Source organism: Algibacter pacificus (genome assembly GCF_008033385.1).
GTDB classification, from domain to species: domain Bacteria; phylum Bacteroidota; class Bacteroidia; order Flavobacteriales; family Flavobacteriaceae; genus Algibacter; species Algibacter pacificus.
Window position 1 is genome coordinate 422,268 of record NZ_VOGY01000002.1, and the last position, 23,708, is coordinate 445,975.

A 23,708-nucleotide genomic window follows, 5' to 3' on the forward strand; every position below is an offset into this window, starting at 1 on the left:
TAAGTATTAAGTATTAAGAATATAGAAAATAGAGAAAAGTGAATAGACTATAAGATTTTAGAGCTTGGAGTTTAGAATTGGGGATCATAGAATGCAGTTTAAGAGTTTGTTTTTTCTTAATTCTTAATACTAGTATCTTAATTCTAGTTTTTTGATTTTTTAAAACCTAATAAATAAGTTTTATCGTCATCCAAACTACCTGCTTTTGCAAAAGTGCCTGCGTTAGGGATTGGAGCATTGTTGGAGCTCTTTTTGTGTTGTTGCACCTATGCAACACAAAAAAGCGACTGCGGAAAGCCCGACCCTTGGGGAACGCCCAAATTTATATTTTAATGTTTAGCTTTATAATGTTGCATTTTATTATTTGTTTGTTGTAATTTTGACGGCTAGTAGATCGCCTTATCGCTGTCTTGATTTAATTGAGATGGAGGAAAGTCCGGACACCATAGTTCAATATAGTGGCTAACGGCCACCAACCGAGAGGTTAGGACTAGTGCAGCAGAAAGTATGTACAGGTTATGCTGTAGTGAAACCAGGTAAACTCTATGTGGTGCAATGTTATGTAAACCAGTGCTTGAGGGTTGAACGCCCGATGCTGGAGGGTAAGCAGCTAAAGTGTTTTGGTAACAAAACACGTAGATAAATGATAAGGGCTTTTTTTACTTGTTTGGCTTTGGCTTAAACAGGTTTTTAGAAGTACAGAATCCGGCTTATAGATTTACTTACTTATAAAAAAAACCTTCTTGGCTTTGGCCTTGAAGGTTTTTTTAGTTAAAAAAATTTAAGTTAGTAGTTGTTATTCGTTTTCGAAAAAGCTAAACATATTACCACCGTAACTTTTTGAGTAGCTATAGTTTGTTAGTTTAGATAGATCGGTATGTTTAGAGTGTTCTACAACAAGTACACCGTCTGGCAGTAGCATATTGTTTTTAAATACTAATTCTGGTATTTTTCCGAATAGATTTTCGTCGAAATTATATGGTGGATCGGCAAAAATAATAGTGGATTGTAACGTTGATTTTTCTAAAAATTTAAACACATCACTTTTAATGGTGTTTATAGGCATATCGAATTGCTCGGCCGTTTTATTAATAAATTTTATACATCCAAAATCTTGATCTACGCAAGTAATATTTTCAGTGCCGCGAGAGGCAAATTCGTAGCTTATATTGCCTGTTCCTGCGAATAAATCGAGCACGGAAACATCGTCAAAATAATAGGTATTGTTTAAGATATTGAATAGAGATTCCTTAGCCATATCGGTTGTTGGGCGAACGGGTAGGTTTTTTGGAGCTACTATTTTTCTGCTTTTATATAATCCTGATATTATGCGCATTAAAAGCTATTTATTAAAGTGAAATTTGAATGATTTGGTTTTAAAACATTAGTAAATTTGTAGTTATTTTTTAGACTACCAAAACTAACGTTTCTTATGTATTTGTATGCTATATTATATAGTTCGTCGTTTTTATTTACAGCTCCAAGTAAAATAAGATTTAAGGTTTCTGTGTCTAGTTTTAATTGCTCGGCCGTAAAGAGGATGTAATATATAAAATCTTCTTTTGTAGCATATTCAAAACTATTATAAAATTGAAGTTTTCCTTGATTTGTAACAACAATTTCGAAACGATTTTGGTTTACGTTTACATAAAAGTTTGAACTTTCCGAGTTTTTTTCCCATTCTAAAATAGTTTCAATTAGAACAGTAGAGGCGTGCTTATAAGTAAAATCGCCATATAAATCGAAAATATAATTATTCACGTTTACGTAAGGAATATATACGTTTACGCTTTGGTTGATGTCTATGTTGTCGAAGGTTACAAAATCGGACTTTAAAATTTTTGAGTTGAATTTTAAATAGTCGGCTATGGCATTTTCGTTAAAAATAGTTTGGGGCACTAGGGTTGATAATTCATTTTCATGAATCACGTTTAAGGACTCAAATTTGTTTTGTAGCAGTGCCTCGTTATCAAAACATTGCTTTACTTGGTCTAATAACTCTAAAGGGTTTAATTGCTTTTTAAACTGAATTTCTTCTAAAGCAATTATGGTATTATCATTTCGGTTTAGAATACAAAAAGAAAGTCCACTCAAGCTTATTTGAATGGACAGTTCTAAATTTATTTGTGTGTTTATATTATTCGTTATCGCCATAATTTTTTGGCCAGTTTCCGGTTGTTTTAACTTCGGTCATAGAGCCTACTTTTAAAGCATCTCCATTAACGCCATCCACAGCTATTACTTGGTTTTCTTGTACCACTAAATCTGGATTTTGATCGTAAAGAATAACATCTTTTTTAACCAAAGTTTCAAATACAGGAATGTTAATATCATTTTGTTTAATAAATCCTGCTTTTAATTCAAATTTAGCACCTTCTTTTCCAACAGGTACATTCATCATTTTTTTATAACGATCAGAGTTTTTAAACAATGAATCTTTTACAGAAACCGTTCCTAAGGTATCAATAATAACAATATCCATATAGGTATCTACACCGTAACGTCTTGTTAACTCTTTATCAATAACGCTAGAATCACGACGCTGAGTAATGGTAAATTCAGCCGTGTCAATAAACTTAATTAAGTTTTCAAATTTATCTGTAAATTTCCCTGTTACTTGTTTGTGTGCTAATTCAGAATCTCTTATATCTTTTAAACTTTCAATTACTCTTACGTAACGTTCGTTTTTTAGTTTATTAAATTGAATAGGCTCGTAAATAGACATGTACGTTTGATAGCCAAAATAGCCAATTAGAATCCAAAGCAAGATGTTTAAAACGGGCTTTAATTTATTTGGGACAAATTTATCAATTACCTTAACCAAGACAATTGTTGCTATAATCACCGCAACCACAATAAGAATAAATGTTAACATAGTACGTTATTTAATTTTAAAAGTTTATTAATCGTTATTTAGCAAATCTACAATTTTTTTTTAATCGTAAAAACCAAAGCGAGTAAAAATCATTCTATCTTTGAAGAATTTCTAAAATTATTTTTAATAAATGACGGCACCCGAATTCTATTCCCTTATAAAACAGCAGTTTCCGTTTAATCCGACCTTAAAACAAAATATTGTTTTACAGCAATTATCCGAATTTATTTTTAAAAGTGATAAAAACGCGCTGTATTTGCTTAAAGGTTATGCCGGTACAGGAAAAACCACGATTGTAGGAGCTATTGTAAACAATTTATGGAAGGCAAAAAAGAGCGCTGTGCTTATGGCTCCAACGGGTAGAGCCGCGAAAGTAATCGCTAATTATTCGGGAAAAGAAGCTTTTACTATTCATAAAAAAATATATTTTCCTAAAAAAGATTCAGGGGGTGGCGTTAAATTTGTTTTGCAGCCCAACAAGCATAAAAACACCATTTTTATTGTTGATGAAGCCTCAATGATTCCAGATACGCCGAGTGAGTCTAAATTAATGGAAAACGGATCGCTTTTAGATGATTTAATGCAATATGTTTACGCAGGTCATAACTGTAAACTATTATTAATTGGGGATACCGCACAGCTTCCTCCTGTTAAATTGGATATTAGTCCAGCTTTGGATGAAAATACTTTGGCCTTAAACTATAATAAAGAAGTAACTCGAATGGAATTGGACGAAGTGGTTAGGCAAGGCCAAGATTCTGGTATTTTAGTAAATGCAACTATATTAAGAGATGTATTAGCAAGAGAGAGATACGACTATTTTAAGTTCGATTTAAACGGGTTTAAAGATATTGTTAGGCTCATTGATGGCTACGAAATTATGGACGCTATAAACGATGCTTACAGCGAATTGGGTAACGAAGAAACCGCGATTATTGTTAGAAGTAACAAACGTGCTAATTTATATAACCAGCAAATAAGAAGTCGTATTTTATACAATGAAAACGAATTGTCGGCAGGGGATTACTTGATGGTTGTAAAAAATAATTACTTTTGGTTAAAACCTACTAGCGAAGCAGGATTTATTGCCAATGGAGATATTATTGAGGTTTTAGAAATTTTCAGCATTCAAGAATTATATGGTTTTCGCTTTGCGGAAGTCAAAGTGCGTATGGTAGATTATCCAAAAATGATGTCTTTTGAAACGGTTTTACTTTTGGACACCATTGAAGCAGAAACCCCATCGTTGCCTTATGAAGATTCCAACAGACTTTACCAAGAAGTAATGAAGGATTTTGAAGGAGAAACTTCAAAATATAAAAAGTTTTTAAAAGTTAAAGGAAACAAGCATTTTAATGCCTTACAGGTTAAATTTTCTTATGCCATTACTTGCCATAAATCTCAAGGTGGACAGTGGAATACGGTTTTTGTAGAGCAACCCTATTTGCCAAATGGTATCGATAAAGATTACTTACGTTGGCTATATACCGCGGCAACTAGGGCTAAAGAAAAGCTCTATCTTATTGGGTTTAAGGATGAGTTTTTTGAAGAAGATATGCCTTTATAAATTATAATTCAAAGTTTTATGGTTTGGAATAGGTTTTGATTATAAAATCATGTTTAATATTTTTAGTAACTTCGGAAAAGCTTGAAAATTATTTTTTATTCTAAAAACTTATGACAGCAGAAACCATAATTAGTATTTTTTTAGGCGTAGGACTTTCTGCTTCGGTAGGGTTTCGCGTATTTTTGCCTTTATTCACATTAAGTTTAGCGGCGTATTTTGATGTTTGGGAACTTAATGAATCTTGGCAATGGGTGGGGAGTTCTACAGCTATAATTACCTTGGGTGTCGCTACAGTAGTCGAAATTTTTGCTTATTTTATTCCTTATATCGATAATTTATTAGATAGTATTGCAATCCCGTTAGCGGCATTAGCTGGTACAGCAGTTATGCTTTCAACGGTTGCAGATTTAAGCCCTGTAGTTACTTGGGCTTTAGCCATTATTGCAGGAGGAGGAACGGCAGCGGCGGTAGCGGGAACATCTAGCACTACACGTTTAGCATCTACAGCAACTACAGGCGGATTGGCTAACCCTATTGTGGCTACCATAGAAACAGGAACCTCGGTAATTATGTCTACGGTTTCAATTTTTATGCCCATTCTCGCTATTATTTTGGTTATCATTATGTTATTTGTCATTTTCAAATTATATAAAAAGTTTAAACCAAGTAAGGGATAAGTAATTCTATTATTTATGCTATTTTTGATATCGGAATGATTTCTTTTAATAAAATCATCTCAAAACATTTGTTATAATAAATTTTAGGTATTAAAAACCAGTACTATTTCACATGAAAATAATTTCAATGATTCCGGCACGGTACAGTGCGTCGCGCTTTCCAGCCAAGCTTATGCAAGATTTAGGAGGGAAAACAGTTATTCTTAGAACGTATGAAGCTACTGTAGCTACTAAATTATTCGATGATGTTATTGTAGTTACCGACAGTGAAATTATTTATAATGAAATTGTAAACCATGGCGGAAAAGCCATGATGAGTAAAAAAGAACACGACTGCGGAAGCGATAGAATTGCCGAAGCTGTTGAGTTTTTAGATGTAGATGTGGTCATTAATGTCCAAGGCGATGAACCTTTTACGGATAAAGAATCCTTAACAAAACTTATTGAAATTTTTAAAAATGATCCCGACAAAGAAGTTGATTTGGCATCATTAATGGTACACATCTCCGATGAAGAAGAAATAGTAAATCCGAATACGGTTAAGGTTATTGTAGATCAGTCTAACTTTGCACTTTATTTTTCCAGAAGCCCCATTCCATATCCGCGTGATAAAAATGTAGGCGTTAGATATTTTAAACATAAAGGTGTTTATGCGTTTAGAAAACAGGCTATTATGGATTTCTATAGATTACCCATGTTGTCTTTAGAGGCTTCAGAAAAAATAGAATGCATTCGCTATTTAGAATACGGAAAACGAATAAAAATGGTTGAAACCGATGTTCAAGGTGTTGAAATTGATACACCAGAAGATTTAGAACGCGCTAAAAAATTATGGAAATAAATTGTAAAAATATAAAGGTTATTGGTTTTGATGCCGATGATACCCTTTGGGTAAACGAAACTTATTTCCGAGTGGCAGAGGATAAAATTTGTAAATTATTATCTCAATATGAAACACCAAATAAAATAGATCAAGAACTTTTTAAAAAAGAGATAAGTAATTTACCCTTATATGGTTACGGTGTAAAAGCTTTTACTTTATCTATGGTTGAAGTGGCTTTAGAATTGTCCAATTACACCGTATCTAACCAAACTATTGAGGCGATTTTAAATATAGGAAAAGATATGCTTAATAAGCCCGTGGAACTTTTAGATGGGGTAGAAGAGGTATTAAAAACCTTATCAAAAAAACACAAACTTATTTTAGCAACAAAAGGCGATTTACTAGATCAGGAACGGAAATTAGAAAAATCGGGATTAACCAATTATTTCCATCATATTGAAGTCTTAAGTGATAAGCAAGGAGATAACTATTCAAAGCTATTAAACCATTTAGATATTAAACCGTCTGAATTTCTAATGGTTGGAAACTCTCTAAAGTCTGATGTTTTACCTTTAGTAAATTTGAAAGCTCAAGCCATTCATGTGCCATTTCATACCACTTGGGCACACGAAAAGGTTACAAAAAAAGAAATGAATGGAAAAGCATTTATTACCATAAATACGTTAAAGGATTTGTTAAAACTAATAAATTAATTGAAAATAATAAATATAAATACATGGAATAGGAAAGAGCATTTCGAACATTTTTCAAGTTTGAAGGATCCTTCATTTGCAGTAACTATTCCTTTTAATGTAAGCCACGCATATCAAGTTTCGAAAGCAAATAACAGCAGTTTTTTTACCCGTTATTTACACGATTGTATGCGTGCCATTAATCAAATTGAAAACTTTAGATATAGAATTTTAGGTAATGAAGTTGTTGAATACGATGTAATCCATACCTCTCCAACTATTTTAAAAGACGATAACACGTTTGGGTTTTCATTTGTAAAATACAGTGATGATTTGGAGGTGTTTTCTAATAATTTGGAAACCGAAAAAAAACGTGTAAAACAATCAAAAACACTATTTCCGCCTATTAACGGCCTCGATTGTATACATTGCTCTGCATTACCATGGATTAACTTTATTGCTCATAAAGAACCAAATTCGGGACAAATAGATAGTGTGCCTAAATTATCTTTTGGTAAAGCAACTTCCATAAACAATGAGTTAATAATGAATGTTTCAGTGCATGTAAACCATGCTTTGATAGATGGATATCATGTTGGACTTTTTTCTAAGAAATTTCAACAGTTTTTAAACCAGTAGAATTTAAATTAATACTATTTTTACATTTCGTAAAAGAAAACAGAACAAATGAATTATAAAAACTTTCCAATGGTGCCTAGAGTTGTATTTGGCAGAGGTAGTTTCAATCAAATAAATGATATTTTAGCACCAAAGCGCACTAGTATTTACGCGCCTTTTATTTTTTTATTAGACAATGTTTTTAAAAATAACCCTTGGTTAACTTCAAGAATAAAACTTTCTTATGATGATAGAATTATTTTTGTATCCTCTAAAGAAGAACCTAAAACTTCACAGGTCGATGAGCTTGTAGAAGATATTATATTAAAATCTAAAGAAAGGCCCTCGGGCATTATAGGTATTGGAGGCGGTAGCTTGCTCGATATGGCTAAAGCCGTAGCGCTTTTAATAACAAATGAGGGAGACGCACAGCAATACCAAGGCTGGGATTTAATAAAAAATCCTGGAATATACCATGTTGGTATCCCTACCATTTCTGGAACAGGTGCCGAAGTTTCTCGTACCACGATCCTTACTGGTCCAAAATTAAAATTAGGTATTAATAGCGATTATACTCCATTCGATCAGGTTATTTTAGATCCAGAACTCACAGCAGGTGTCCCTAAACAACAATGGTTTTACACTGGTATGGATTGTTATGTACATTGTGTAGAATCTTTAAACGGGACTTATTTAAACGAGTTTAGTAAAACTTATGGAGAGAAATCTTTCGATTTGTGTAAAGAAATTTTCTTAGATGACAATTTATCTGAAGAAGAAGCTCAAAATAAATTAATGATGGCAAGCTGGCACGGCGGTATGAGTATTGCCTATTCACAAGTTGGAGTTGCCCATGCCATGAGCTATGGCTTATCATTTTTACTAGGGGTAAAACATGGTATTGGAAACTGCTTAGTTTTCGATCATTTAGAAGAATTTTATCCGGAAGGTGTTAAAATTTTCAAACAAATGAAAGAAAAACATGGTATTGAATTACCAACAGGTATTTGTAAAGATTTAAGCGATGATGACTTTGATACCATGATTCGTGTGGCATTAAGTTTAGAACCGCTTTGGGAAAATGCCGTAGGTAAAAACTGGAAACAGACCATAACACCAGAAAAACTAAGAGGAATTTATAAAAAAATATAATATGCACTGGCTAGCCAAATTTATATACTTTAAGTTATTAGGTTGGCAAGCCATAGGTAACACCAATTTTTCAAAAAATACCGTAAAAAAAGCAATAATAATAGCGGCACCGCATACCAGTTGGCACGACTTTTACATAGGTGTTTTATTACGTGCCGTTACTCGGGTAAAAACTAATTTTGTAGGTAAAAAAGAGCTATTTGTATTTCCTGTAGGCTGGTTTTTTCGAGTTTTAGGCGGAGCTCCAATAAACCGTCAATCCAACGAAAATAAAGTCGACGCTATCGCTAAACTGTTTTGTGAAAAAGACGAATTTAGAATGACCTTAGCTCCCGAAGGGACTCGAAAAAAAGTGACAACATGGCGCTCTGGTTTTTACTATATTGCTAAAAAAGCCAATGTACCCATCATTATGTTTACGCTAGATTTTAAGAATAAGCAAAACAAAATATCGGAACCATTTTATCCTACAGACAATATGGAAGCCGATTTTAAATTTATAAACAATTTTTATAAAGACGTTAAAGGAAAAGTAGCCGAATATTCATAAAAAGCATTACATTTGGCACAATATTTGAAAATAATTAGTATAGTTGTAGTAAATGAAACATAAAGTAAACACAAGTTGTCCCTAAAAAGAAACATCACTTCAACTAACTACCAAAAGCTATTTCTGTAAAAAGATTTAGCTTTTTTTTATGTGCTAAAGTTTACAAAAACTAAACATAAATTAAATCACTTAATTATAACTAATTTGGGCGTTCCCCAAGGGTCGGGCTTTCCGCAGTCGCTTTTTTGTGTTGCAATAGGTGCAACAACACAAAAAGAGCTCCAACAATGCTCCAATCCCTAACGCGGTATATCTGCAATCGATAAAACCAATCAAAAATGACCTTACTTTTTGCCAATTAAGTATTAAAAAACACTGATAAGAAAATTTAGAATCTATTATTTTTTATATCTTTAGTCATTATGATTAAAGACACAAAAATAGCCGTTTTAATAGACGGCGACAACATACCATCAAAGTACATTTCTGAAATGATGGAAGAAATAGCCAAATACGGAACACCAACAATAAAAAGGATTTATGGCGATTGGACCAATCCATATCTTTCAAAATGGAAAAATGTACTCCTCGAAAATGCCATAACACCAATTCAACAATACGGATATACCACCGGTAAAAATGCCACAGATTCTGCCATGATTATCGATGCCATGGATATTTTGTATTCCGAAAAAGTAAATGGATTTTGCCTCGTGTCTTCCGATAGCGATTTTACCAAGTTAGCCACCCGATTACGTGAAGCTGGTATGGTAGTTTACGGTATGGGAGAACAGAAAACGCCTAACCCATTTATTGTCGCTTGTGATAAATTTATCTATCTAGAAATCCTAGCAAAGGATAATGATGAAGATGAAGATACTAATAAGGGAAAAAAAGGAGCGAAGCCTAAAAAAGAAAATTTATACAGCATTACGCCCAAAGTAATTAAACTTCTTAAAAACTCTGTGGATGACGCCGCAGACGATGATGGTTGGGCTTTTCTTGGCGATGTAGGGTCTTTAATCTTAAAAAAACAACCAAACTTCGATTCTAGAAATTTTGGTTTTCAAAAATTAACACCTTTGTTTAAATCCTTACCACAATTTGAAATGGAACAACGCGACCAAACTAATGGCCGGTTTAAACTTATTTATGTGAAAAATAAGTAGCTTTTTAAGGCATTTAAATTTAACAATAAATATTATTTATTACTCTCGCTTGAGAGCTATGCAGGTTGTTCTTTAGAAAGATGAACATAAATTATATTAAACAAAACAGCTTTCATATGTTTTTAAATATGTTTTAAAATTTATATAATTAAAACATAAGTTATGTTTAATTTTAAAGTAATCCGTAAAGTTAATCAGATTTCATAAAAAAAAAGAGAGCCATTAAGCTCTCTTTTAAATCATTGGTAATTTGTTATTCCGATGTTTCCTCCATGGTGTGATATACGTTTTGTACATCGTCATCTTCTTCAAGTTTTTCTAAAAGTTTTTCAACATCGGCAGCGTCTTCAGCAGACAATGGTTTTGTTACTTGTGGGATACGCTCAAATCCAGAAGATAAAATTTCAATATCACGAGATTCTAATTCGGCTTGAATAGCTCCAAAGCTTTCAAAAGGGGCGTAAATTAAAATGCCATCATCGTCGGCAAAAACTTCTTCAGCTCCAAAATCTATAAATTCTAGCTCTAACTCTTCAGGATCTAGTCCTTCAGCATTAATTCTAAAATTACAAGTATGATCGAACATAAAAACCACCGATCCCGATGTACCTAAACTGCCATCACATTTATTAAAATAGCTTCGTACATTGGCCACAGTTCTTGTATTATTATCGGTTGCGGTTTCAACTAAAACCGCAATACCGTGAGGTGCGTATCCTTCAAAAATGACTTCTTTATAATCGCCTTGGCCTTTTTCACTCGCTTTTTTAATCGCGCGCTCCACATTATCCTTTGGCATGTTTACCGACTTCGCATTTTGTATTACCGCACGTAAACGGGAATTACTAGCAGGATCGGGACCACCTTCTTTTACAGCCATAACAATATCTTTACCTATACGTGTAAAGGCTTTGCTCATGGCAGACCAACGTTTCATTTTTCTTGCTTTTCTAAATTCAAAAGCTCTTCCCATAATTACATTCTTTTAGTTGTTGTGGCATTAATTGGTCTTGTTTATAGAGAAATTAACCACGTTGTTATTATTATATTTCCGCGAGAGCGAAAACGTGTGTACTTTTTTTAATAGCGCAAAGTTAAAAACCTTAGGCAGAAATACAAATTATTCCTCGTCTTCTGGAACAACAATGCTATCTATAGCTTTTGCTAATTTAAAATCTTTAGCTGTAACCCCGTCACTATCATGAGTAGATAATGTAATATTTAGAACATTATACACATTACTCCAATCTGGATGGTGGTCTAAAGCTTCGCATTCAAAGGCAATACGGCTCATCGCGCTAAAGCAATCTTTAAAATTGTCGAATTCAAATTCTGCATGAATGGCATTTTCGTAATACTCCCAATCTGGAAATTGAAGTAATCTTTTTTCTATATCGTCTTCGGTAAGTTTAAGCATCATTTTTATCTGTTTTAAGATACTAAATTAGTGATTATTTATTGATAATTGGGTTCATTTTTGTAATTCTAATAATAGGTCTTCACTTACCAATTGTAAGTGTTTTGGCAACTTATTGAATTTTGGTAAAACGGCTAAATAGCGCTCATCATTAGTAGTGAAAACCTGTTTGTATTTCACTTTTTGTTGTAAATGAAGTGCTTCAACTATTTCTTTTATAAAATCGTCGTGATGCACTAAATCATTGCTTCCTAAATGAAAAATCCCCGATTTATTTCGGTTAATAATGTAATGAATTTGTTGGGTTAATTTATCATAAGAAGTTACGTTCATGACTAAATTAGGGAAAACTTCAATAGCTTCATTAAGACTAATAAGCTGAAGGATTTCGTTAATTCGAGGCGAGTGTAAACCAAAAACCATGGGCAACCTAATAACAGCAACTTTCTTTTTTGGTAACCGCATGAGCATATTTTCAATTTTTATTTTGAAATGGCCGTAAATACTATGGCTTAAGGTTTTATCTTGCTCATAACTCGGGTATTTGCTATAAGCATCGAAAACGTTTGCCGACGATAAAAAGATGAGTTTCGCATTTACCGATAACAAATATTCGGCAATATGTTGATGGAGTAGGACTTGCTTTGAAAAATCGCCTCTGAGCGCCGAAATAATAATGGTTGGTTTTACAATCTCTAAAATTTCGAAAATATCATCTTCTTCAAAATTATATTGAAAAAACTGATGATTTTTTTCTAAGGTTTTGTTTGAGGTATTATAGGTACCATAGGTTCTAAAATAGGGAAAAAGCTCCTTGTAAATGGCATTTCCTAAAAAGCCACTCACTCCTAAAATTAGAACTCTATGTTTGCTTTCCCTTTTTATCATACATAAATCAAACTTATAATAGAAACACCTTTAAAATATGGATAATTTAGTTTGGCTAGTAAAAGCTTCTAATGCCAACATGCCAAGCTTGGAATTTCCTTTTTTGTTAAGCCCGGGAGCCCAAGTAGCAATGGTAAAATGATGCGGTAAAAGCGCTACAATACCACCGCCAACTCCAGATTTTCCAGGCAAACCAACTTCGAATGCAAATTCTCCGGCTTCATCGTAAAACCCACAAGTGAGCATTAAGGCGTTTATACGTTTTACTTGAGACTCGCTAAGCCGTGTTTTATTTAACATACAGGTGCCTTGATTTGCCAAAAACGAGAAGGTTTTTGTAAGCTGGCCGCAAGTCATTTCTAAGGAACATTGATGAAAATAGAAATCTAAAACATCATCTACCGGATTTTCTAAATTTTTAAACGATTTTAAAAGATTAGCAGCGGCATAATTTTTAAAGCCTGTCATTTTTTCAGAATGCGCAACGGCTTCATTATATTCAATAGTATTATCATTGGTTAAATCGCGAACATAATTTAAAAAATCACTTTTAGGATGCTTTAAATTTGAAAGTAAAATATCGGCGATAACAATGGCTCCGGAATTAATAAACGGATTTCTTGGGATACCATTTTCAATTTCTAACAAAGCCAATTGATTAAATGGGTGACCAGAAGGCTCTACATCGATACGCTTCCATATACTTTCACCTATTAACGACATCGCTTTAGAAAGCGCTAAAACTTTAGAAATACTTTGTATTGAAAATGGTTTATTAAAATGACCAACACCATAAGACTTCCCGTCGGAAGTACGCAAATGAATCCCAAAATTATCCTGACTAATGTGAGCTAATTCTGGGATATAAGTTGCCACAGTCCCTTTATCGGGAGCCTGCAATGCGTTTTGATAAATAGTTTCTAAAATAGCTTGAAAATCTGGCATATATTATTTGTAAAACGGTAATTTAACTACCGTTGCAGGGATGGCTTTCTTTCTAATTTGAATATATATTTTGCTATTTACATCAGCAAAAACGGTTGGTACATAACCTAAACCAATACCTTTTCCTAAGCTTGGCGACATGGTTCCAGAGGTTACTACGCCAATTTTGTTTCCATTAGCATCAACGATATCATAATCGTGACGCGGGATGCCACGTTCGTCCAATTCGAAAGCAATAAGTTTTCTTTCCGATCCACGTTCTTTTTCAGCCTTTAAGGCTTCAGAATTTGTAAAATCTTTAGTGAATTTAGTAATCCAACTTAAGCCAGCTTCAATAGGCGAGGTGGTGTCATCAATATCATTTCCGTAAAGGCAATAACCCATTTCTAAACGTAAGGTATCACGAGCCGCTAAACCTATTGGTTTGATTCCATAGTCGGCTCCAGCCTTAAAAACGTTATCCCAAACTTGTTTTACTTCGGTGTTTTTGCAATAAATTTCGAAACCACCGCTTCCTGTATAACCCGTAGCAGAAATAATGACGTTTTCTATACCAGCAAAATCTCCAACAACGAAATTGTAAAATTTAATAGCTGCTAAATCATGACTGGTTAAAGATTGCATTGCTTCAATAGCTTTTGGCCCTTGAATGGCTAATAATGAATAATCTTCACTTAAATTTTTCATTTCTGCTCCAACATCATTTTTAGACAGAATCCAATTCCAATCTTTTTCAATGTTACTGGCGTTTACAACCAACAGGTACGTTTCATCTTTAATTTTATAGATAATTAAATCGTCTACAATACCGCCGTGATCATTAGGCAAACAGCTATATTGTGCTTTTCCAATGGTTAATTTAGAAGCATCATTACTAGATACTTTTTGAATTAAATTTAAAGCTTGATCTCCTTCAATTAAAAATTCCCCCATGTGTGATACATCAAAAACACCTACACCTTGGCGTACGGTTTGGTGTTCAATATTTACACCTTCATATTGTACAGGCATATTATATCCAGCAAAAGGGACCATTTTTGCTCCTAGAGCTTCATGAGTTTTAGTTAAGGCAGTGTTTTTCATATTTTGTTATTCTATTTTTAAGCAAACAAATGTATTGAAAAAATATAGATTTAGTTTTAAACAACTTTAGTCTTAACTTGTTTTATTTAGGTTATGTTATGTTTTAGTTAAATATACCAATTGATAAAGGCTATTTTTAATAGGTGAGTATTAAAAAAACATAAAAAATAATTTATTTAACTTGCATATCATGCTTTTTATCCGTTTTTTGTATAGAATTTTATATCCAAATGCCAAAAAAAGCAGAAACTCGTAAACTTAAAGATCTCATGCGTAATAGTTTTTTTATGCTGGGTATTGGGATCTATTTTTTTGCCATTACAGTTAATATGTATTATGTATATATTAGTTTTTATAATGGTTTTATGGCTTCAGGTTTTGTTTGCTTATTTTCTTTATTAGGGTTTTTAGTGAGTGTTTATCTCTTTCTTATAAAGCGTAGTTATATATTTGGTCCATATATTGTTTTTACATGTTTAGGTAGTGCTACTGTGGCTATGTCTTATCTTGAAGGTTTAATGTCGGGTTATTACTGGTTTCAATTAGGGTTTCTTTTTTCATTACCTTATGTTATTCGACGAGAAACTTATTTTAATAAGCAAACTAATATACTTTATTTTTTAATTATTTTATTTTTGCTTATTTCCTTTATTATTTCCCCAATGTATTCTAATTATTATGAGGAGCTCAATAAAGAGCAAGTGCATTATCGGTTTATTCTGAATTCATCTATTAATTTTGTTCTTATTATGATGTTTTCTCTACAAGCTCTTAGCCATAATAAATTGGTTATAAATAAAATTTATAATGATAAAGAATTCGCCGAAAATGAAAAAGAGCGGCGAACACGAGTTCTATCAAATTTAGGACACGAATTACGTACGCAAATAAATAGTATAAATGGAGTAACGCAATTAATTCTTGGAAATGATACGGCTGAAACACCAAACAAAAAATACTTTCAAATTTTAGAGCATTGTAATAATAATATGCTTTTATTGGTAAATGACATGTTGGATATACATAAAATTGAATCGGGGAGGTTCGAATTATGTAATGAACCAAAAGTGCTTTATGATTTTTTAGTAAAAATAACTATTCCTTTTATTAGTAATGCGGAAGAAAAAAATTTAGAACTATATTCTTATGTCGATCCTAAATTGAAAGGGATAGTTGTTAATGTGGATGAAAAACGTTTAGCTCAAGTAATTTATAATTTGCTCTCCAATGCAATAAAGTTTACCGAACAAGGTGAAATTACGTTCTCGGCCAAGGTTATTAATTTAAGTAAAGGTGGGGTAATAGTTACCATTACAGTTAATGATACAGGAATAGGAATTGCACCCAATAATTTAAACAAGGTATTTGAGAGTTTTCGCCAAATTCAAAGCGAACACAAGCCAATTTATGGAGGAACGGGCTTAGGCTTAGCTATTTCTAAGTCGATAATTGAAGCTATGCATTCTCATATAAAAGTATATAGCAAGTTAAATGAAGGCACTCGTTTTCAATTTACTTTAAACCTAGAGCAAACGGTATTAGCTCCTAAGAATACAGTTAAAGAAGATTGTAATAATACTGATTTTTCATTAAATTCTACTGTGTTAATCGTTGAGGATAATATGGTAAGTATGATGTATGCAAAAAAACTTTTGGTTAACCATGTTTATAAAATATATGAAGGGGCAAATGGCATTGAAGCCATAGACAAAATAAAACAGCACAATGATATTGATTTAGTGCTTTTAGATTTAGAAATGCCTCAAATGAATGGTTTTAAAGCAATTAAGCATATTAAAAGACTAAGACCCGATGTTGTAGTTGTTGCGTTTACGGCCAATATGCCTAGTGCTGAAATTTTAAAAAAACTGGACGATTTAGGATTTGATGATATTCTTTCAAAACCTTTTAGTAAAAAAGAATTGCATACCATTTTAAAAAAGAACACTAAAGAGCGCGTGTTATAAAAAAGCATTGCTAGTACAAAATGTATTTAACAATGCTTTTATTAAGGATGATATGTTGTTTAATTACTTCAATAAAAAATCTTTTAAATCATTATAAGTTGAAATTTCAACAGCTACTTTTTCTCTTCCCATAACAGACTGTATTTGCTCTGGTAAAGGTTGTTTTTCTTTTATAACCTCCTCAACAACATCTAAAAATTTAGTAGGATGTGCCGTTTCTAAAAACACACAATGTGCATTCGAGTTTTCTTTTAAATAAGCTTTAGAACCTAAATATCCAACAGCCCCGTGCGGATCTGCAACATATTTACAGTCATTATAAATTTCTAGCATAGCCTCACGAGTTTCATCATCGGTAAAACTATAAGACGATAAATTTTCTTTTAAGCCTTCAAAATTATTTTTATAAATCTCTTGAATACGGATAAAATTACTAGGAGCTCCAACATCCATAGCATTACTTATGGTTTGCACCGATGGTTTTGGTTCGTATTTTTCAGAATCTAAATAGCGAGTAACCACATTATTTTCGTTGTTAGAAGCTATAAAATGTTTGATTGGTAAGCCTAATTGTTGCGCCATCATTCCAGCACAAACATTTCCGAAATTCCCACTAGGGACAGAAAACACAATGTTTTCATGTTTATTATGAAGCTGTTTATACGCAAACATAAAATAGAATAATTGTGGCAACCAGCGCGCTACATTAATAGAGTTTGCCGAGGTTAACTGCATTTTACTTGTTAAAGTTTCATCTAAAAAAGCAGTTTTTACCATAGCTTGGCAATCATCAAACGTGCCGTTTACTTCAAGAGCTTTTATGTTTTGACCAAGCGTAGTCAATTGCATTTCTTGAATATCGCTCACTTTTCCACTCGGGTAAAGTATAACCACATTCACACCTTTCACTCCTAAAAATCCGTTAGCAACCGCACCTCCAGTATCACCTGAAGTTGCAACTAAAACAGTAACTTCATTGGTGTTGTCTTTATTGAAATACCCTAAACAGCGTGCCATAAATCGGGCACCAACATCTTTAAATGCCATGGTTGGCCCGTGAAATAATTCTAAAGTTGATATATTTTCATTAAGCTGAACCACAGGGAAATCGAATGCTAAAGTTTCTTCAACTATAGTTTTTAATACGTTTTCAGGAATTTCTGGCGAAACAAATTGTTTTATAGCTTCAAAAGCAATTTCAGTATGTGATAAATTATCTATATTATCGAAAAATGATTGTGGTAAGGGCGTAATACTTTCTGGGAAGTATAAACCTTTATCCGGAGCTAATCCTTTTATAACCGCATCTTTAAACGATGTGTTTGCTGCTTGTTTGTTTAATGAGTAGTAGTTCATGGTTTTGTAATATAATCGAAGACAGATGACCGTTGACCGAAGCTTGAACGGAAACCCCAACTGTCTATCGGGATGTTATTTAATATTTTTTCTAAAAGCACTCATCATATTTATTATATGATAAGCTTCATTATATAATTGTAAAAAAATGGATTCCGTAATATATGCTCTTCTTTTTGCTTTGAATAAACAGGTTACCACTTCGGCCAAAGACCGAATTGAATAGCCTATAAATTTTCTTTGTTCAGGATTCGATTGACCAATAGAACCTTCTGCAATATTTAATGCAATAGAATCTGAGGCTCTACAAATTTGAGAAGATAAATTAAACTTTTCTTTATCAGGAAAACGCTTTGAAATTTCATTTATTTCTTCACCAAAATCCATGGCTTTTTGCCAAATAATTAGCTTTTCAAATTTGAATTTTTCCATACTGTTAAAGTTTTATCTAAATACTCTAAACAATCCTTCTTCTGTCACCCGTCATCTCGCTTCTGTCTTTTTTCTAAACTATTTTAACACCTTCTGTATTAATTTTAGAAACGTGAATATCAAATTCTATACCTGTTTCTGCATATACTTTATGAATGGCTTCTTTTACTTTATTTGCTGTTTCTAGTCCTTTACTCAATGAAAAGATAGAAGGTCCAGATCCAGAAATACCACAACCTAAAGATCCTGCTGCTAATGATGCTTTTTTTACGTCATCATAATGAGGAATGAGTTTGCTTCTGTGTGGTTCTACAATAACATCTTGCAATGAATTTTGAATTAAATCATAATCACTAGTATGTAATGCATGAACCAAACTTCCCACATTAGCCCATTGTGTAATAGCATCGGCAAGGGCAACTTCTTTAGGAAGTACCGCACGAGATTCCGATGTTTTTATTTCAATTTGAGGGTGAATTATAGTGGCACAAATTGCGCTTGGCGCAGGAATTTCTAAAATTTGAACCGGATTAATACTTTTCACTAAAGTAAATCCTCCAAAGAGAGCAGGAGCTAGGTTATCTGCATGTTCGCATTTACTAGCAATGGCTTCTCCTTTTATAGCAAATGCTGTTAATTGTGTTTTATTAAACGGACGCCCTAAAAGCTCATTCATTCCAAAAACACTTCCAACAGCACTTGCGGCGCTACTTCCAATACCACTTCCAGGTTTTATGTTTTTATAAATTTCAATTTCAAAACCAAAATCGACATCTATAGCATTATACATGGCTAGTGCGGAAACACCAGCAACATTTAATTCCGTTTCAAAAGGTAAATCGAAACCCTCTATTTTAGTGATGTAGATTCCTTTTTTATCCGTTTTTCTAATCACCATATCGTCGCCAACACTATCCAAGCAAAATCCTAAAACATCGAATCCGCAAGATACATTGGCAACGGTTGCCGGTGAAAATATTTTTATTTCGTTCATTAATTATTTTTTAGAAAATAGATGAAAGAGAAAAGAAAATAGACTGGTATCTCTGTTCTTTTCTCTTTAGTCTTCGGTCTTGTTTTTAATTATTCCCAACTCTAATAATATCGGCAAATAAACCAGATGCGGTAACATCGGCTCCGGCACCAGCACCTTTAATGATCATCGGTTGTTTTGGGTAACGTTGTGTGTAAAACATCACAATATTATCACTGCCTTCTAAATTATAAAACGGGTGTCCTTCAGGAATTTCTTGTAGGCCTACGCTTGCTTTGCCTTCATTAAATTGCGCCACATATTTTAGCTGACAATTGTTCGCTTTCGCGGAAGCGTATAAGGCTTGGTAATGTGCTTCATCTTCAATTAAAGTTTCATAAAAATCAGCAACCGTATCACTTTTTAATCCAGCTTCCGATAAGAATGAAGCATTTTCAATATCTTCTAAATTCATTTCAACACCACTTTCTCTAGCAAGAATTAAAATTTTTCTGGCAACATCTACACCACTTAAATCAATTCTTGGGTCAGGCTCTGTATAACCTTCAGCACCAGCTTGTTTAACAATATCGTAAAACTTAGTTTCATCTGTAAAATTGTTAAATACAAAGTTTAAACTTCCCGATAAAACGGCTTGGATAGAATTCACTTTATCTCCCGAAGCCATTAAATTATTTAGGGTATCGATGATTGGCAAACCGGCACCAACATTCGTTTCAAATAGGTAAGGCGCGTTATATTTTAATGATAATTCTTTTAATAATTTATAGTTTTTATAATCACTAGAGCACGCAATTTTATTACATGCAACAACCCCAATACTTTGTCTTAAATAATCGGCATATAAATTGGCAACATCAGCATTTGCAGTAACATCTACAAAAATACTGTTACGTAAATTTAAAGCTTTAGTGTTTTCGAAAAAGCCTTTTAAGCTCGCTTGTTCACCGTTTTCATCTAATTGACTTTTCCAGTCTTTTAAATCGATCCCTTCTTCATTAAAAATCATTTTTCTGGAATTAGATAATCCAGCAACACGAAGATTAATTTTAAGATTGTCCTTTAAATATTTCTTTTGTTGTTTAATTTGTTCCACTAAGCGCTCGCCAACATTTCCAACACCAGTAATAAATACATTAAGTTGTTTTGTTTTCGATTCAAAAAACTGCTCGTGTAATGTATTCAAAGCTTTTTTAACATCACTTTCTGCAATTACAGCCGAGATATTTTTTTCTGAAGCCCCTTGAGCAATAGCACGAATATTAATATTGTTTTTACCTAAAGTACTAAACATTTTCCCACTAATACCTTGATGATTTTTCATATTATCACCAACAAGCGCAATAATAGAAAGCCCAGTTTCAACAATAATTGGATCTATTTTCTGTAGCGCAATTTCATTCTCAAAAGTAGCATCAATAGCTTCTTGAGCTAGAGCAGCTTCTTTTTCATCAATTCCTAAGCAAATAGAATGCTCGGATGATGCCTGCGTAATCATAATAATATTGATTTTTTCCTGAGAAAGTGTTTCAAACAAACGTCTTGAAAACCCTGGAATACCAACCATACCACTACCTTGTAAAGTCAATAAAGCAATATTACTAATATTGCTAATCCCTTTTACAGGCGTCATTTCCTGAGTTTTTTCATTTGAAATGATAGTCCCAACATCATTAGGTGCCATGGTGTTTTTAATATGAATAGGAATGCCTAAACTTAATACCGGCTGCACTGTTGGTGGGTACAATACTTTAGCGCCAAAATGCGATAATTCCATCGCTTCTTGATAGGAAATTTTTGAAATAGGGTAGGCCTGTTTTACCATTTTTGGGTTGGTAGTAAACATACCGCTAACATCGGTCCAGATTTCTAATTGATCGACTTTTAACGCCGCAGCAACAATAGCGGCAGTAAAATCTGATCCACCACGACCAAGCGTTGTTTGCTCGCCTAATTTAGATTTTGCCACAAAACCAGGTAAAATAGTAATGTTTTGAGGAGTCGATTTAAAGTAATCTTGAATATTAGCATCGGTAACTTTAAAATCGACTTCTGCTTTTGTAAAGTTAGAATTCGTTATTACCAACTCTTGCGAATTTTTTCTATCTGCCGAAAATCCACGATTTTTCATGGTTTCTGCAATAATAAAAGAGGATAGTTTTTCACCAAAACTCACTAATTTATCAGAAGTTTTAGGCGATAATTCATTTATTAAGTAGATTCCGTTTAGTAAATCTTCTAGCTCTGTAAATTCTTTATCAACCACCTGAGTGATTTTTTCACCGTTGCCTAAATTTAATTCATTTATAATGTTAAAATGAATATCCTTTATCAAATTTAGCGTGTCTTTATAGCTAATATCTTTGTTTTGCGCTTGTTTTCCAGTTATAAGTAATTTATCTGTAATACCGCCAACTGCTGAAACTACACAAACTACGGCATCTGTTTTGCCATAATTCTCTAAAATATCGATAACTTTATTTATGTTTTTTGAAGAACCTACTGAAGTTCCTCCAAATTTTAAAACTTTCATGTTTTAATGAATTGAAAAATTAAAAAAAATATGTGTGATTATGCGATTTAAATTACCGCAAAAATTGCCCGAAGAATATATAATTAGCAACCCCAAAGGGTTGTCATTTTTGTAGTGGTACCAAAAATAATAGCCGTTCCTTTTGTAGAAAAAGAAATTGTTGCTTTAGTATTTTGGTTTAATTGAATCATTATAGTTATATAATATGTTCCAAAAGTATTACTTTTAGCTTTATAAAAAAACTAAAATAAATTTTTTATAGAATTCTTATCTAGTTTCATATTTCATAGAAAATAAATGACAAAGTTTCATAAGAATTGAAAAATCATTAATAAAACATTCATGAAAATATTTTCAAAAGAACAAATTTACGAAGGGGATAGAATAACAGGCGAAAAACAACAAATTTCATCAACCGATTTAATGGAGCGTGCAGGGAGCCAAATTTTTAATTGGATGGATTTACGAATGCAGGGGGCGCAAGTGCCCATAAATGTATTTTGCGGTATTGGTAATAATGGAGGCGATGGTTTAGTTTTAGCACGACACTTAATTTTAGCGGGTTATAATGTTCATACTTATGTGGTTAACTGTAGTGATAAACGATCGAAAGATTTTTTAATTAATTACGATCGTATTAAAAATGTGACTAAAAATTGGCCAACACTTTTAAGTTGTGCCGAAGATTTTCCTGCTATTAATCCTGAAGATATTATAGTAGATTGCGTTTTTGGAATAGGATTAAATAGACCTATTACAGATTGGGTAAAAAACTTATTTATCCATTTTAGAGCCTCAAAAGCTTTTACTTTATCTGTTGATCTTCCATCGGGACTTTTTACAAATAAGGCGGTTACCGATGAAGATGCCGTTGTTCATGCGGGGTACACGCTTAGTTTTGCTTCACCTAAATTAGTTTTCTTTTTACCCGAAACCGCAAAATATACGGTACAATGGGAAGTTTTGGATATTGGTTTAGATCCAGAGTTTTTGGCGACAACACAAACCGATGTTCAATTAATTGGTAAAAATGAAGTATTACCAAACTATATTCAACGCGATAAGTTTTCACACAAAGGTCAATTTGGACATGCGTTGGTTATTGGTGGTAGCTACGGAAAAATAGGCGCGGTGTCTTTAGCTAGTCGAGCCACACTTTCTGTTGGTGCTGGATTGGTTACAGCTTTTATTCCTAAATGTGGCTATAACATATTACAAACGGCAATACCTGAAGTGATGGTGCTTACAGATACCGATGAAGAAAAAATAACAACCATTAATGTCGATTTTGAACCTACGGTGATTGGTATTGGAATTGGTTTGGGAACGTCTTCGAAAACTCAAAAAGCATTTGAAGCCTTTTTAAAAACCAATAAAAAGCCTTTAGTTATTGATGCCGACGGGATTAATATACTTTCTAAAAAGAAGAACTTATTAAAATTATTACCCCCAGAAACCGTTTTAACACCACACCCAAAAGAATTAGAACGTCTTATTGGTTCTTGGGAAAATGACTTTGATAAATTGGAAAAAGTGAAGGCATTTTCTAATGAATATAAAGTGATTGTTATTATTAAAGGCGCGAATAGTATTACTATTTTTGATGATACCTTATATATTAATACCACAGGAAATCCGGGATTGGCAACAGCAGGAAGTGGCGATGTGCTAACGGGAATAATTACAGGATTAATTTCTCAAGGATATCATCCGGTTGTGGCTGCTATTTTTGGAGTGTATTTACATGGAAAAGCTGCGGATATTGCTGTTGAGAACTACAGTTATCAAGGTTTGAATGCCAGCCATGTTATTGATTACTTGGGTGAAGCTTTTATCGATTTATTTAAACTCCCCGAACAACCAGAGCAAGTTGAAACTGAACCAGAAAAATAACAACTAAAACGATAATTCTAAAAAAAGCCCATTCTAACTTTTGTCGGAATGGGCTTTTAGTTTTCTTCTATAACTAT

Annotated in this window: 22 protein-coding genes and 1 other RNA gene; 11 read left to right on the forward strand and 12 right to left on the reverse strand. The window is 33.0% G+C overall.

Annotated features, from left to right (window positions below; translation table 11 throughout):
* Positions 1–386 precede the first annotated feature (386 nt).
* Positions 387–729: RNase P RNA component class A (gene rnpB, locus FQU21_RS04930), an RNA gene on the forward strand.
* A gap of 67 nt (positions 730–796) precedes the next feature.
* On the opposite strand, the gene rsmD is transcribed toward rnpB, so the two are convergent.
* From rsmD to FQU21_RS04945, 3 genes are read right to left on the reverse strand one after another with little or no spacing between them, the layout of a single operon-like run.
* Complete coding sequence (gene rsmD, locus FQU21_RS04935; protein WP_147676878.1) at positions 797–1,336, reverse strand: 16S rRNA (guanine(966)-N(2))-methyltransferase RsmD; 540 nt, start codon at positions 1,334–1,336, stop codon at positions 797–799.
* Positions 1,336–2,154: a DUF3822 family protein gene (locus FQU21_RS04940; RefSeq protein WP_147676879.1), complete on the reverse strand. Its 819-nt coding sequence runs from the start codon at positions 2,152–2,154 to the stop codon at positions 1,336–1,338. The genes rsmD and FQU21_RS04940 overlap by 1 nt, the downstream gene beginning before the upstream one ends.
* Entirely contained in the window at positions 2,138–2,875 is a 738-nt protein-coding gene (locus tag FQU21_RS04945; protein WP_187269322.1) for a hypothetical protein, read from the reverse strand. The genes FQU21_RS04940 and FQU21_RS04945 overlap by 17 nt, the downstream gene beginning before the upstream one ends.
* Positions 2,876–3,005: 130 nt before the next feature.
* Between FQU21_RS04945 and FQU21_RS04950 the strand changes: the two genes are divergently transcribed.
* The 8 genes from FQU21_RS04950 to FQU21_RS04985 all read left to right on the forward strand — a co-directional run bounded on the left by FQU21_RS04950 (position 3,006) and on the right by FQU21_RS04985 (position 10,123).
* Positions 3,006–4,442 carry an ATP-dependent DNA helicase gene (locus FQU21_RS04950; RefSeq protein WP_147676880.1) on the forward strand — a complete coding sequence of 479 codons (1,437 nt, stop codon included), beginning with the start codon at positions 3,006–3,008 and terminating at the stop codon, positions 4,440–4,442.
* Positions 4,443–4,552: 110 nt separating this feature from the next.
* The gene (locus FQU21_RS04955; RefSeq protein ID WP_147676881.1) at positions 4,553–5,119 is read left to right on the forward strand and encodes a DUF4126 domain-containing protein; all 567 of its coding nucleotides are present in this window, start codon (positions 4,553–4,555) and stop codon (positions 5,117–5,119) included.
* Between the two features lie 112 nt (positions 5,120–5,231).
* Complete coding sequence (gene kdsB, locus FQU21_RS04960; protein WP_147676882.1) at positions 5,232–5,960, forward strand: 3-deoxy-manno-octulosonate cytidylyltransferase; 729 nt, start codon at positions 5,232–5,234, stop codon at positions 5,958–5,960.
* Positions 5,951–6,655, forward strand: a complete 705-nt coding sequence (locus FQU21_RS04965) for an HAD family hydrolase (RefSeq protein ID WP_147676883.1) — start codon at positions 5,951–5,953, stop codon at positions 6,653–6,655. The genes kdsB and FQU21_RS04965 overlap by 10 nt, the downstream gene beginning before the upstream one ends.
* Positions 6,656–7,273, forward strand: coding sequence for a CatA-like O-acetyltransferase (locus tag FQU21_RS04970; RefSeq protein ID WP_147676884.1), 618 nt, complete (start codon positions 6,656–6,658; stop codon positions 7,271–7,273).
* 48 nt (positions 7,274–7,321) lie between these two features.
* On the forward strand, positions 7,322–8,404 hold the full coding sequence (locus tag FQU21_RS04975) for an iron-containing alcohol dehydrogenase family protein (protein WP_147676885.1): 1,083 nt from the start codon (positions 7,322–7,324) through the stop codon (positions 8,402–8,404).
* Position 8,405: 1 nt separating this feature from the next.
* Positions 8,406–8,954, forward strand: a complete 549-nt coding sequence (locus tag FQU21_RS04980) for a 1-acyl-sn-glycerol-3-phosphate acyltransferase (protein WP_147676886.1) — start codon at positions 8,406–8,408, stop codon at positions 8,952–8,954.
* A 422-nt stretch (positions 8,955–9,376) separates the two neighbouring features.
* Entirely contained in the window at positions 9,377–10,123 is a 747-nt protein-coding gene (locus FQU21_RS04985) for an NYN domain-containing protein (protein WP_147676887.1), read from the forward strand.
* Positions 10,124–10,376: 253 nt separating this feature from the next.
* Here the strand turns inward: FQU21_RS04985 and FQU21_RS04990 are convergent, their stop codons facing one another.
* The 5 genes from FQU21_RS04990 to gcvT all read right to left on the reverse strand — a co-directional run bounded on the left by FQU21_RS04990 (position 10,377) and on the right by gcvT (position 14,456).
* Positions 10,377–11,096 carry a YebC/PmpR family DNA-binding transcriptional regulator gene (locus FQU21_RS04990; RefSeq protein ID WP_147676888.1) on the reverse strand — a complete coding sequence of 240 codons (720 nt, stop codon included), beginning with the start codon at positions 11,094–11,096 and terminating at the stop codon, positions 10,377–10,379.
* Positions 11,097–11,243: 147 nt separating this feature from the next.
* On the reverse strand, positions 11,244–11,540 hold the full coding sequence (locus FQU21_RS04995) for a 4a-hydroxytetrahydrobiopterin dehydratase (RefSeq protein ID WP_147676947.1): 297 nt from the start codon (positions 11,538–11,540) through the stop codon (positions 11,244–11,246).
* A gap of 54 nt (positions 11,541–11,594) precedes the next feature.
* Positions 11,595–12,428, reverse strand: a complete 834-nt coding sequence (locus FQU21_RS05000; RefSeq protein ID WP_147676889.1) for a sugar nucleotide-binding protein — start codon at positions 12,426–12,428, stop codon at positions 11,595–11,597.
* Between the two features lie 30 nt (positions 12,429–12,458).
* Positions 12,459–13,373 carry a glutaminase gene (locus FQU21_RS05005; RefSeq protein WP_147676890.1) on the reverse strand — a complete coding sequence of 305 codons (915 nt, stop codon included), beginning with the start codon at positions 13,371–13,373 and terminating at the stop codon, positions 12,459–12,461.
* Positions 13,374–13,376: 3 nt separating this feature from the next.
* Positions 13,377–14,456 (reverse strand): glycine cleavage system aminomethyltransferase GcvT, encoded by a 1,080-nt coding sequence (gene gcvT, locus FQU21_RS05010; protein WP_147676891.1) that lies wholly within the window; start codon positions 14,454–14,456, stop codon positions 13,377–13,379.
* Positions 14,457–14,686: 230 nt separating this feature from the next.
* On the opposite strand from gcvT, the gene FQU21_RS05015 reads away from it, so the two are divergent.
* Entirely contained in the window at positions 14,687–16,423 is a 1,737-nt protein-coding gene (locus FQU21_RS05015; RefSeq protein WP_147676892.1) for a hybrid sensor histidine kinase/response regulator, read from the forward strand.
* Positions 16,424–16,486: 63 nt separating this feature from the next.
* Here the strand turns inward: FQU21_RS05015 and thrC are convergent, their stop codons facing one another.
* From thrC to thrA, 4 genes are all read right to left on the reverse strand, one after another.
* Positions 16,487–17,779 (reverse strand): threonine synthase, encoded by a 1,293-nt coding sequence (gene thrC / locus FQU21_RS05020; RefSeq protein ID WP_147676893.1) that lies wholly within the window; start codon positions 17,777–17,779, stop codon positions 16,487–16,489.
* 75 nt (positions 17,780–17,854) lie between these two features.
* Positions 17,855–18,211, reverse strand: coding sequence for a four helix bundle protein (locus FQU21_RS05025; protein WP_147676894.1), 357 nt, complete (start codon positions 18,209–18,211; stop codon positions 17,855–17,857).
* A 73-nt stretch (positions 18,212–18,284) separates the two neighbouring features.
* A complete protein-coding gene (locus tag FQU21_RS05030; RefSeq protein ID WP_147676895.1) occupies positions 18,285–19,205 on the reverse strand; it encodes a homoserine kinase in 921 nt (306 codons plus the stop codon).
* 85 nt (positions 19,206–19,290) lie between these two features.
* Complete coding sequence (thrA, locus tag FQU21_RS05035) at positions 19,291–21,738, reverse strand: bifunctional aspartate kinase/homoserine dehydrogenase I (protein ID WP_147676896.1); 2,448 nt, start codon at positions 21,736–21,738, stop codon at positions 19,291–19,293.
* 342 nt (positions 21,739–22,080) lie between these two features.
* Between thrA and FQU21_RS05040 the strand changes: the two genes are divergently transcribed.
* Complete coding sequence (locus FQU21_RS05040) at positions 22,081–23,631, forward strand: NAD(P)H-hydrate dehydratase (RefSeq protein ID WP_147676897.1); 1,551 nt, start codon at positions 22,081–22,083, stop codon at positions 23,629–23,631.
* The last annotated feature ends 77 nt before the right edge of the window (positions 23,632–23,708 follow it).